General features: G+C 60.7%; 8 protein-coding genes. 4 read left to right on the forward strand and 4 right to left on the reverse strand.

Annotation, left to right across the window (positions count from 1 at the left end):
* Nucleotides 1-10: 10 nt before the first annotated feature.
* Together DB032_RS10490 and DB032_RS10495 are read right to left on the reverse strand one after the other, a co-directional pair.
* Entirely contained in the window at nucleotides 11-277 is a 267-nt protein-coding gene (locus DB032_RS10490; RefSeq protein WP_146176645.1) for a hypothetical protein, read from the reverse strand.
* 7 nt (nucleotides 278-284) lie between these two features.
* Nucleotides 285-1,241: a LysR family transcriptional regulator gene (locus DB032_RS10495; protein ID WP_107799436.1), complete on the reverse strand. Its 957-nt coding sequence runs from the start codon at nucleotides 1,239-1,241 to the stop codon at nucleotides 285-287.
* Nucleotides 1,242-1,544: 303 nt separating this feature from the next.
* Between DB032_RS10495 and DB032_RS10500 the strand changes: the two genes are divergently transcribed.
* The 3 genes from DB032_RS10500 (at nucleotide 1,545) to DB032_RS10510 (ending at nucleotide 5,893) form a co-directional block, all read left to right on the forward strand.
* Nucleotides 1,545-2,951 carry an amidase family protein gene (locus tag DB032_RS10500; RefSeq protein WP_107799437.1) on the forward strand — a complete coding sequence of 469 codons (1,407 nt, stop codon included), beginning with the start codon at nucleotides 1,545-1,547 and terminating at the stop codon, nucleotides 2,949-2,951.
* Nucleotides 2,941-4,455 carry an aldehyde dehydrogenase gene (locus tag DB032_RS10505; RefSeq protein WP_107799438.1) on the forward strand — a complete coding sequence of 505 codons (1,515 nt, stop codon included), beginning with the start codon at nucleotides 2,941-2,943 and terminating at the stop codon, nucleotides 4,453-4,455. Before DB032_RS10500 ends, DB032_RS10505 begins: the two co-directional genes overlap by 11 nt.
* A 64-nt stretch (nucleotides 4,456-4,519) precedes the next feature.
* Nucleotides 4,520-5,893 carry an aminotransferase class III-fold pyridoxal phosphate-dependent enzyme gene (locus DB032_RS10510; protein WP_107799439.1) on the forward strand — a complete coding sequence of 458 codons (1,374 nt, stop codon included), beginning with the start codon at nucleotides 4,520-4,522 and terminating at the stop codon, nucleotides 5,891-5,893.
* Between the two features lie 154 nt (nucleotides 5,894-6,047).
* Here the strand turns inward: DB032_RS10510 and DB032_RS10515 are convergent, their stop codons facing one another.
* A complete protein-coding gene (locus DB032_RS10515) occupies nucleotides 6,048-8,621 on the reverse strand; it encodes a TonB-dependent receptor (RefSeq protein ID WP_233246679.1) in 2,574 nt (857 codons plus the stop codon).
* Between the two features lie 547 nt (nucleotides 8,622-9,168).
* Nucleotides 9,169-11,760: a TonB-dependent receptor gene (locus DB032_RS10520; protein WP_227103658.1), complete on the reverse strand. Its 2,592-nt coding sequence runs from the start codon at nucleotides 11,758-11,760 to the stop codon at nucleotides 9,169-9,171.
* Nucleotides 11,761-11,942: 182 nt separating this feature from the next.
* Between DB032_RS10520 and DB032_RS24120 the strand changes: the two genes are divergently transcribed.
* The gene (locus DB032_RS24120) at nucleotides 11,943-12,113 is read left to right on the forward strand and encodes a hypothetical protein (RefSeq protein WP_158274282.1); all 171 of its coding nucleotides are present in this window, start codon (nucleotides 11,943-11,945) and stop codon (nucleotides 12,111-12,113) included.
* Nucleotides 12,114-12,145: the final 32 nt, after the last annotated feature.

Below are 12,145 nucleotides of genomic sequence, written 5' to 3' on the forward strand. Positions count from 1 at the left end.
GGCGCTCGCCTTAGTGAGGGACAATGATGGGCGCCCCGTCCGGCCCATGCTTCTTCTGATGTTTGGCCGCCCGCTTCTCCTTGGGCGTCATCAACGGCTGTTTTTTGGCTTCCTTGCTGCTGTGTCTTGATTTACTCATGATCAGCTCCTTGGCGTGCATCGGCGGTGCCAATGCCGGCTCCAGTATAGACCTCATCCGGGCTTGCCATGGCGATAAAATACCCATCCGGGCGTCAAGGCCAGAGCGGCGGTTCCAATCGTCTTTTAAATGGTTCAATCAATACTTACACCTGAAACAAAGTCGCCGCCAAGGCCGGGATCGCCACGGCGAAACCCTCTGGCCCCAGTTGGCGAAAATGCTGCTGCGTCGCGCTAATAAAATCCTGGATGAAAGCGGGTTTTTCCCGACCATGTTTATCCTGCACGATCAGCGTGGGCGCGGGGCTGAAATCGGAGAACGGTCTTCGTATCAACGCCGGTCCGTCCCGAGTGGCGCTGCCGGACGGGCACATATTCAGGATGGAACAGCCGAATCCCGCGGAAACCGCCGCGCGCACGGTTTCATAAGAGCGCGTCCTGAAGCGCACATGAGGCTGACAAGGCGATATCGCGAACAAGGCCAGCAAATACGCCGCCGTCTGCGGCAAATCCAGCAATACCAACGGCCGCAGCGCCAAATCCGCCAAGGAGACCGACTCTTGTTCCGCCAGCGGGTCTTGTCTCGACAGCAAGGCATGACAGGGCACTTTGCAGATACGGCTGACCTCCTCGTCCAAGTGAAAGCCGATATCGTAGGTCACGATCAAATCCACCTCGTCGGCCGCCAGCCAGCCGCGCAATTGCGACTGATCTCCTTCCCGCAGCTGGATGTCGACTTCGCCCTGGCCCTGTATATAGCGCTTCAGCACATCCGGCATGAATAAAGCGCCAAACGGCTCAAAACAGCCAATCCGCAATTGCACGGCGCCCGGCCGCGTCAGATTGGCGATGCTGCGATTAAACGTCGACTTCGCCTCCAACATATCCTGCGCCGCCAGCATGAATTGCTTGCCCGCCGGGGTGATTTTTACGCCTCGCGCCGGGCGGCGTTCAAAAATCCGAAATCCGATTTGGTGTTCCACATGAATGATGGCGCTCAACAAGGCGGACTTGGAAATCGGTATCGACTCCGCCGCCGCCGCGATGCTTCCCGTCAACGCCACCTCATAGACATAACGGATTTGTCTAATCGAAATATTCATGGCCCCGCCCCCTCGCCGGCATTTAGCAGCTTGTTAAAAGTCCGCCGCGCTTCAGCGATACGGCCTTGAAAACAGCTTCCGAATGCTCATACACCGTATGACCATTCCGCTTCTTCAGCCGCAACGCCTTGTCTCGCTCTCGCTCGCAAGACTTTGAACAGGCTCTTACACATAAAAACAGCGCAACTTGCCGCGAAAAATGCGTTTTTCCGCGCCGCCTCGTTTGCTTACCATCATCGCCAGGCAACACCACCGCCCAGTCATGCCATTGCGGCCACGCCGCTCCTTGCCTTGGAGCTGAGTATGTCATCTATTTCTACAAATCCACTGGCGGACGCGTCCCCGCTCTGCCGGCTGAACGTGCAAACCATGACCGCCCGCTACGCCGCGGCAAGCCTTTCTCCGCTTGAAGTCGCGGACGCGGCGCTGGCCAGGGCCTCGGCGGTCCAAGACCGATACAACGCCTTCGCTTCCATCGACCGCGCCGGCGCGCTCGCCGCCGCCGCCGCGGCCGATGAGCGTTGGCGGCGGGGCCGTCCCTTGTCGCCCATCGATGGCGTGCCGGTCACGATCAAGGACATCGTCCAGGTGCAAGGCTGGAGCGTGCGCTATGGCAGCCACAGCAGCAGCGCGGCGGTTTGCGACAGCGACGCGCCGTCGGTGGCTCGCTTGCGCGCCGCCGGCGCCGTCTTGCTGGGCATGACGACAACGCCGGAATTCGGCTGGAAAGCCGTCACCGATAATCCGCTGCATGGGATTACGCGCAATCCTTGGCGGCCTGAGCTGACGCCGGGCGGCTCTTCCGGCGGCGCGGGCGTATTGCACCTGGGAACGGACGGCGGCGGGTCCATTCGCATCCCGGCGGCCTTCTGCGGCCTGGTCGGACACAAGCCGAGCTTTGGCCGGGTGCCCGCCTATCCCGGCAGCGCCTTCGGCACCCTGGCGCATCTTGGTCCGATCGCGCGCTGCGTCGGCGACGTCAGCGCCATGCTGGACGCGATGAGCGGCCGCGACCTGCGCGACTGGCATCAGCCCATCGGCAACCCGCCCTCCTTCCCGCCCCTGGCGCTCAGCCGGGCCAGGGTGGCTTACTGGTCCACCCCGGCCTGCGGCCAGCTGCGGCCGGAAGTGGCCGCGGTCATGGAACAGGCCTTGAATCTGCTGCGCTCCTTGGGGGTGGAGATCCAGCCATTCGAGCTCCCCGATATCGATCTGCTCGATGTTTTCCAAAAGCACTGGTTCAGCGGCGCGGCCAACCGGCTGTCCAGGGTGGCGCCGGCCCTGCGCGGACAACTGGACCCGGGCTTTGTCGAGATAGCCGAACGCGGCCTGGCCCTGAGCGCGGCGGACTTGGTCGCGGCTCAGACCCGGCGCGCCGAGTTTGGCGCCTTCATGGACCAGACGATGAACCGGTTCGATCTGCTGCTGGCGCCGGCCACTCCCTTGGCGGCCTTCCCCATCGCCTCGCGACAGCCGGCCGGCGATGGCGCGGCCTGGACGGAGTGGGCGGGCTTCAGCTTCCCGCTCAATCTGAGCCAGCATCCCGCCTGCGTCGTCCCCTGCGGCCTGACTCCGGACGGCAGACCGCTTGGGCTGCAATTCATCGGCGCGCGCGGGGCGGACCGGCAATTGCTGTCGCTGGCCGGCCAGTTTGAAGCGCTGGGCGCCTTTCCCCATCTATTAGACTCAGGAGCCGATGATGAGCGCTGAACCCCTATCCGCCGCCGACTGGCGCGCCCTGGCCAAGGAGCCGCCCTTGGAACTGGGACTGTTCATTGACGGGGATTTTCGCCAAGCACGTTCCGGCCGGCGCTTCGCCAGCGTCAATCCCAGCAATGACCAAATCCTGGCCGAGCTGCCCAGCGCCGATAGCCAGGATGTGGATCTCGCCGTCAATTCCGCGCGGCGCGCGTTTCAGTCCGGCGCCTGGTCCAGACGGCCGCCACGGGAGCGTATGTCCGTGCTCAATCGGCTCGCCGATTTGATCGAACGACATCAGCGCACCTTCGCCTTGCTGGACTGCCTGGACATGGGCAAGCCGATCAGCGAGATGCTGACGGTGGACCTGCCCCTGAGCGTGCAATGCCTGCGCTTTACCGCGGAATCCATCGACAAGGTGCAGGGCACAGTGGGCGCAACCGCCCACCACATCCATAGCTTTGTGCTGCGTCAGCCCTTGGGCGTGGTGGCCTGCGTGGTGCCCTGGAATTACCCCCTGCTGATGAGCTGCTGGAAGATCGCGCCCGCGCTGGCGGCCGGCAACTCCGTGGTGCTCAAGCCGGCGGAGGAGTCTCCGCTCAGCGCTTTATGGCTGGCCAAGCTCTTCATCGAGGCCGGCGGCCCGCCCGGGGTATTCAATGTGCTGACCGGCGACGGGCCTGGCTGCGGCCGGCCGCTGGCCTTGCATCGGGATGTCGACAAGATCGCCTTCACCGGTTCGGTGGAAGTGGGCAAGCTAATGCTGGGCTACGCGGGCCAGTCCAATATGAAGCAACTGTCCTTGGAGTGCGGCGGCAAGTCCCCCCATGTGATTCTGGCCGATGTCCAGGACCTGGAGGCCGCCGCGCGCTGGGCGGCCATGGGCGTATTCGGCAATCAAGGCCAGGTATGCTGCGCCGGCTCCCGCCTGTTGGTGGAGCAAAGCATTCTTCCCGATTTCCTCGACGCCTTCCTAAGCGCCGCGCGCAGCCATCACCTCCCGGGAGACCCGCTGGACCCGGCCACCAGCATGGGCCCGCTGGTGAGCCGCGGTCAGCAGCGGCGCGTGCTGGATTACATCGCGCTGGGCCGGCAAGCCGGCGCGCAATGCCTGTTGGGCGGCGACGCCCCGCGCCACCTGGAACACGGCGCCTACGTCAACCCCACGGTGTTCGCCGGCGTGGACAACGGCATGCGCATCGCGCGGGAAGAGATCTTTGGCCCGGTGGCCTGCGTGATGCCGGTATCCGGCTTGGACCAGGCCATCGCCATCGCCAATGACAGCCGCTTTGGCCTGGCGGCGGGCATCTGGACCCAAAACCTCAACCACGCGCATCGCTTCGCGCGCGAGGTCGAAGCCGGCATGGTCTACGTCAACAGCTATATGGACGGCGATATGCAACTGCCGTTCGGCGGCTGGAAAGAGTCCGGCAATGGCCGCGACAAATGCTTTGACGCGTTGCTGGCCTACACCCAGACCAAGGGGGTGTGGATGACGCTGAATCAGGAGCAGTAGGACAGCAGAACGCCGGCCATCGAAACCAACCGGCGCCGCATCGTAAAACCGAGGAGAGAACATCATGAGCAGCACGGCCAATCGCCATCCCACCGGCCATCTCTTGTACCCCTTCGCCAATGCCAGCCATATTGCCGCGCATCCGCCGTTGCGGATCGATCGCGCTTCGGGTTGCCATGTCTTCGATCAAACCGGGAAACGCTATCTTGATGGGCAAGGCGGCTTGTGGAATGTGAACGTCGGGCACGACCATCCGGAAATCAAGGAGGCGATCACCCAACAATTGAACCAGCTGGGTTTTTATTCGATTTTTGGCGGCACCACCACGCAGCCGGCCCTGGCGCTGGCCGAACGCTTATGCCGGATGACGGAGCCGGAAGGCATGAGCGCCGCCTTTTTCTCCTCCGGCGGCTCGGAAGCCAATGAGGCGGCGTTTAAACTGGCCCGCCAGTACTGGCGGCAAAGCGGCGAGCCGGAGCGCCATAAAATCATCTCGCTGAAGCAGGCTTACCACGGCGTCACCCTGGGAGCCTTGTCGGCGAACGGCAGCACCGCTTATCGCCAGGCTTACGAGCCCTTGCTGGCGGGCTTCAGCCAAGTGGACACCCCCCATCTATACCGCAACCCCTACACCGACGATTCAGACACCCTAGGCCGCTTATGCGCGCAATTGCTGGAGCGGGAAATCCTGCATCAGGGCCCCGGCACCGTGGCGGCCTTCATTGCCGAACCGGTGCAAGGCGCCGGCGGCGTCATCGTCCCGCCCGCCAATTACTGGCCCTTGGCGCGCGAGGTGTGCGATCGACATCGCGTGCTCCTGATCGCGGACGAAGTGGTCACCGGTTTCGGCCGCATTGGCAAGCTGTTCGGCAGCCGGCATTGGGGAGTGAAGCCGGACATCATGGTATTCGCCAAAGGGATTAACAGCGGCTACATCCCGCTGGGCGCGACTTTGATCAACCAGCGGGTGGAGTCGGCGTTTCACTCCAGCGACGCCCGTCAGTTCAGCCCAACCGCCTTCTATCACGGCAACACCTATGCCGGCCATCCGCTGGCTTGCGCGGCGGCGCTGGCCAATCTGGAGATCATCGAAAGGGACAAGCTGACGGCAAACGCGGCCAAGGTGGGCGGTCATTTATTGCAGCGCCTGACAAGGATAAAGAGCACGCACCCCCATATGGGCGATGTCCGCGGCCTGGGCCTGATGATAGGCGTGGAACTGGTGGCCGACCCCGCCGGCAAACAGCCTTTTGATCTGGATCTGGGCTTCGGCGCTTATATCTCCGACTACTGCCGTCAACACGGGGTGTTGATACGCAATCTGGCGGACACCTTCATCATTTCGCCGCCGTTGACCCTGAGCCTGGAGCAGGCCGATCTCATCGCGGACACTTTCGAGCAAGCCATTGAGGCCGCGGAGAAAGCCTTGCTACGGTAAGAACCTGTTTACGTTCTTTTATCTGTGCTTTGAAACACGGTTGTGATGCTCGTCATGTTTATATCCACTGTCTTCTGATTCGCCCGGCGGCGGCGCGCCGCCGGGCCCGAGAACGGGACGGACTCCAGTCCGCCCCATCCAGTTTCCCGCCGCCTTAGAGCTTGTAATTAGCCTTGAGGAAGAAGGAACGGCCCATCGGATCGGTAAAGCGCGGATCGTAGCTACGCGGCGTGGTATCGCTTTGATTGGAGTACGGAGGCTCTTGATCGAACAGGTTCTTGATGCCGGCGGTCACGGTCAGTTGCTTGTTCCAGGCGTAGGATCCAGACAGATTCCACGTGGAGTAAGGCCGCACAGTATTGTTCTGACCTTTCTTCGAGTTGCTGTCGGTGTAGCCCGAACGGTAATTCTGCGCCAGCACCCCGCTCCAAGCACCCAGCGACCAGTTCATCGACAGAGTGTGCTGCCAGCGGAAAGCAGGGCCATTCGCATCAATGTAAGACCCCAAGTTGCTGAAGTACGGGCCTTCTTTCTCTTTCTGGTAGGAGTACTTGGACAGATAGGTGCCATCCAGAGAAGCATTGAAAGTGCCAATCGCGGTTCTGGGCAGCAGCCAGTTCATCTTGATATCCACCCCGGCGGCACTGAGGTTGCCCAGGTTGGAATAGTCATCGACCAAATAAGACAGATTGCCGTTGCTATCGCGGATGAAACGATCCGAATATTTGGACGGGTTGGCGAAGATGGTGTCTTCCGGAATGACATTGATCTGATTCTTGATCATGGTCCACCAGAAGTCGGCACTGGCGGTAAAGCTCTTCACCGGCTCGATTACGATGCCAAAGGACAAGGAGGACGACTTCTCCGGCTCCAGATTCTTGTTACCGCCGTAACGGATATCGCGCTGAATGCTCTGGCATGCCAAGGCGTTCGCGCCCGGCACCGGGGTTTTGCCATTGGGACAAGCACCGTAATCCACATAGGCGCGGCCTGTCAGCTGCAACTGGTTAGGCTTGTGCATATTGTACAGAGACGGCGCGCGGAAACCGGTGCTGGCGGAGGAGCGGAACATCAGCTGCGGCAACGGCTGGTACTTCATCGCCACCTTGGGATTGAAGGAGCTGCCGGAATCGCTGTAGTGGTCGTAACGCGCGGCCAATTGCGCGTCCAGGTTCTTCAGAACAGGAATATCCGCCTCACCGTACAACGAGTAGGAATTACGGCTGCCGGCGGCGTCCTCCGTCTTGTTCTGACCGGTGCTCAGCGCGTCGCGGGTCACCGCTTTGTTGTAGACCGTGCTCAAGGACTCGCGGCGTACTTCCGCGCCAAAAGCGATGGCCATCATGCCGGCCGGCAGTTGCAACACTTCGCGGCTGGCCTTGATGTCGGCCATGTCGATGGTGGACTTGGCTTCCTTGGTTTGGCCGGTCATGCTGACCGAACGCCAAGCCGCCAGATTGTTGCCGGACAAATCGAACGGATCCAAAGCGCCGCTGTCGACCGCGGACTGCATCTTGCTCTTGCTGACATAGCCGGAGTTCAGGTTCTCCTTAACCAAATTTTCCGAACGACCGATGCCGGCGCGGTAATCCCAACCTGCAATCAAGCCCTCCATATTCAGCATCAGGCGCTGGGTGACTGAATTGGCTTCAGTCACGCGATTACCCAACGGAATGGTGCGCACATACAACTGGTCACGCTTGCTCGGGTCCACCGCATTGGCGCGGGTGATGTCGCCCCCGGTCGGCAACGGCGCGTTTTGGGAGGTGGTGGTGGTTTCGGTACGGGTGTATTGCAGCGACAACTCGTGATTGTCGCCAATGCGTTTAGTGGCCTTGATCACGCCGGACACCTGCTCTACCTCCGGAATAATGCTGGGGTACAGCGAGTAATATTCCTGGCAGTTTTCGCCATTGAACGTGGAGAACGGCGGCCGGCAATTCGGTGCGGATGGAGTCATTAAGTCCCCAGTAACCCCATCCACATAATTGCCAGGCCAGGCATTGGGACTTGAACCGGTATCTTTATTGATCAGCGAAGCAAAGCCGCGCTGAGATGCCATCACCGGGTCTTTCTTCTGGTAATCGATGGCGCCGTAAATATTGAAACCGTCGTTACCCAAATCGCCATAGCCATAGGAAACATTGATGTTTTTATCATCGCCGCCGCCATGCTGCGGATTGGAAAAACTGCCTCCAATGCTGAAGCCCTTCAAGCTCTTCTTGGTGATGAAGTTCATCACGCCGCCGATGGCGTCGGTGCCGTAGATGGCGGAGGCGCCGTCCAGCAACACTTCCACGCGGTCAATCACGGACAAGGGGATGGCGTTCAGGTCGGCGGAGGTGCCGTCAATCGCCTGATTGGCCATGCGACGGCCATCCAGCAACACCAGCGTGTATTGATTGCCCAGGCCGCGCAAGCTGGCAAACGCTGCGCCCCCTGTGGAGGCGCCCACTGCAGCTGCCGCCCCTTGCGACGACTGGTTGGCGGCGATGCTGTTGACCACCTGCTCCACCGTGGTCAGACCCTGCTTGGCGAGGTCTTCGGTTTTGAGAATGGTGACGGGCAGCGCCTTTTCCTGCTTGATGCTGCGCTTGATGTTGGAACCGGTGATCTCCACCCGGTCCAGTTGACCGGAGTTCGCCTCAGCGGCGAATGCGAACGGCGCATGGCTCGCCATGCCGGCCATGGCCAGGGCAAGCACTAGCTGCTTCTTTTGACTTCTCAACTTGATTTCTCCTTAACTGCACACGGAAACCAGCAGCGCTTCTGACGAACGTTTGCTGGATACTGCAGGTCGTCGACAATCGAACGTCATGACCGTGTTTCGAGTGTGTTAAGGATTGTTGCCCTCCGTCAATATTTGTTGAGGGGCGATCCTGCTCGTCCGGCGCCCCGTTTAAACGCGCCTTTTGACGGAGAAATGCGCAAAAATCATGTTAGCGCTTGAAAATCAATAGACTATGCCCCTGATTTTTGCCAGCAGCTTTTACAGAAAGCCGCTAATTCCATGTCATTTTCCATGGTGAGAACAACTTGCCATTGTTGCTTTTTTGCATTTTTACGACAAATTCGTACAAGAATTTCAGATTAGACTAATTTTGCAAAAACTTATGCATTCGTTTTTTTAATGGCAGGCATGTAAAAAAACATTCATATCCAATCTAAACCACGCCAACTTAGCTGCATGCCCCCAGCCAAGTTCATTCCAAAAACATAAAACCCCGCCGCGCCAAACGGCGCGACGGGGCTAGATCAAACCGCCTTGGCGAGGCTTAGAGCTTGTAGCTGGCTTTCAGGAAGTAGGCACGCCCCACCGGGTCCGCCACCACCGGATCAAAGCCGTACTGGAAGGTCTTGGTCTGGTTGCTAAACGGCGGCTCCTGGTCGAACAGATTGCGGATGCCGGCGGTAATGGTCAGCTTCTTGTCCCACACATAGCTGCCGGACAGGTTCCAGTTGGAGTACGGGCGCACATTATGGCCTTCATCGTTGGGATTCAGGTCGGTGTAGCCGGACGAGTAGTTCTGCACCAATACCCCGCTCCACGGCCCCTGGGCCCAGTTGAACGCCAGGCTGTGCTTCCAGCGCAAGGTCGGCTGCAGAATATTCTGATACCAACCGCCCAGAGAGCTCAGATAAGGGCCCTTGGGCTCCATTTGCTGCTGGTACTTGGAGGTGTAGGTGCCGTCCAGATTGACGCCGAAATTGCCCCAAGCCATCTTGGGCAGACGGAAAGCCAGACTGATGTCCACGCCGGCCGCGCTCAAAGTGCCCAGGTTCTGGGTGGTGGTGATCACATGGTTGAGCGAACCGTCGGGGTTGCGCACAAACTTGTCCGCGTACTTGCCCGGATCGGCGAAAATCACGCCCGGATCCAGCGCGCCGATGGTGTCCTTCACCGTGGTCCACCAGAAGTCCGCGCTGGCGGTGATTTCCTTGATCGGCTCGATCACGATGCCGAAGGTCAGCGAGCTGGCCTTCTCCGGCGACAAATTGTTGTTGCCGCCCTGCAAGGCTTCGAACTGGGTGTTGCAATCATCCACCTTGTTGCCGCCGTTGGCCGGCGTGCCGCCCGGGCAGCGCAAGGGGTCGTTGAACTTGTTGGCGGTATAGGTCTTGCTATTGGGCGTGAACACGTCGTACAGCGTCGGCGCGCGGAAGCCCTTGCTGGCCGAGGAGCGGAACAAGACCTGGGGGATAGGCTGATACTTGACGGCGATCTTGGGGTTGAAGGAGCTGCCGAAGTCGGTGTAGCGGTCGTAACGCGCCGCCAGCTGGGCGTCGAAGTTCTTGAAGATGGGGATGTCCGCTTCGACATAGGCCGCGGTCACGCCGCGGCTGCCGCTGGTGGACTTGGAATCGGCGATGCCGGAGCCCAGCGCGAACTGAGCGATGTCCTGGATCTGGCTGTCCAGCTTCTCACGCCGGGTTTCCACGCCGAAAGCCGTCGCCACCATGCCGGCCGGCAACTGAAACACCTCCTTGCTGACCTTGAAGTCCGCCATCACCGTCTGATATTTGGCGATCCAGCCGTCGCCCTTCAGCTCGGTGCTCTGCCAGGCGCCCGGCGCGGAATCGCCGAAGGGGTTGATGGTGCCGTCCTGGAAGGCGGCGGCGATCTTGTCGCCGTGCACATAGCCGGATTTGTAATTGATGATGGTCTTGTTCTCGGAGTAGGCCACCCCGCCGCGGTAATCCCAGCCCGCCAGCAAGCCTTCGGCGTTGAAAGCCAGCCGCTGCGTGGTGGACAGGCTCTCGGTCACGCGCGGCCCCAGCGGCACCGCGCGCGAGTTGATCACCACGTCGCTGCCGTCGGTGGGCGTGCCGTCCGGCAAATGGGTCGGATAATACTTGTCGCCCGCCTTCAGGGTGGCGATCTTGGCCAGCGGCGCCGGCGAGATGCGCGTGGTGCTCAGGTTGCGCGCGCCCATGTACTGCAGCGACAGGGTATGCTCCCCAATCTGCTTGGTGCCCTTGGCGAAGGCGGTCAGTTGCTCCACCTCCGGCGTCAAGTCCATGTAGAGGGTGGCGTTCTCGCCACAGGAGTTGGCGTCTATCGGCTTGGCGTACGGCGGTTTGCAATTCGGCGCCGTCGGGTTGTAGGCGTTGCCCTTGTAGGTGAAGTTGGACGGGAAGACCCGGCCGCTCAGATTGTCCGCGGTCAGGTATTTGTTGGCGAAGGAACGGTTCAGCGTGGTGATGGCGTCCAGTTTCTGATAACTCAGAGAGCCGTAAACGTTGTAGCCGTCCTTGTTCAGATCGCCGATGCCGGCGGTGATGCTGGCGCTGCCGGTATTGCCGCCCTTGTGGTCGGTGGACACCAGCTCGCCCGCCACCGTCACGCCCTGATAGCTTTTCTTGGTGATGAAGTTGATCACGCCGCCGATGGCGTCGGTGCCGTAGATGGCGGAGGCGCCGTCGCGCAGCACCTCGATGCGCTCAATCGCCGACAGCGGGATGGCGTTCAAATCCGTGGCGTAGCCGCCAATCGCCTGGCTGGCGACGCGGCGGCCGTCCAGTAGCACCAGCGTGTACTGCGAGCCCAGGCCGCGTAGGCTGGCGTAGGAGGCGCCGCCCGACACCGTCTGCACCGACGAAGCGCCCACCATGCTGGACTGGTTGCTGGCCAGCGAATTCACCACCTGCTCCACCGTGGTGAAGCCCTGCTTGCTCATTTCCTCGGTGCGAACCACCGTCACCGGCAGCGCTTTTTCCTGCTTGATGCTGCGCTTGATGTTGGACCCGGTGATTTCCACCCGGTCCAGGGTGCCGCTGCTCGATTCCGCCGCCCAAACGCTGCCGGCTTGGCCGCCAAGGCCTGCCAGGGCCAGGGCCAGCACCAACTTCTTCTTGCTAGTTCTCATGATTTCTCCAGTCATGTGTCTAACCTGCTTAGCGCGCTTCTCTAGACACGCTTTCGGCAGATCATCCAGCCGCAGACTATTTGTCATATGGCCTGACACGATGCTTGGAGCATTTATTACAGACGGTCAATCGACATCATGAATCGTCACATACCGTCTTTCCGCCCACGGCGGCGTCCTGGATGAAAACCGCCGCGCCGCCATCGGCCGGAAAGGCCGCCGGCAAAGGCTTGCGCCCGATGGCGGCGCGCAGACCGCCGCTGTGGCGTTTACAGCGGCGCGTTGTCATTTTGCCAATGCGCTGTGTGGCACGATATTTTTATGACATGTGTAAAAATCAGATAGACGATTAAATCAATGCGTTTAACTCATGCCTGCGGAACGC

Origin of the sequence: Chromobacterium sp. Panama, from assembly GCF_003052555.1 — a bacterium.
Lineage (GTDB): Bacteria > Pseudomonadota > Gammaproteobacteria > Burkholderiales > Chromobacteriaceae > Chromobacterium.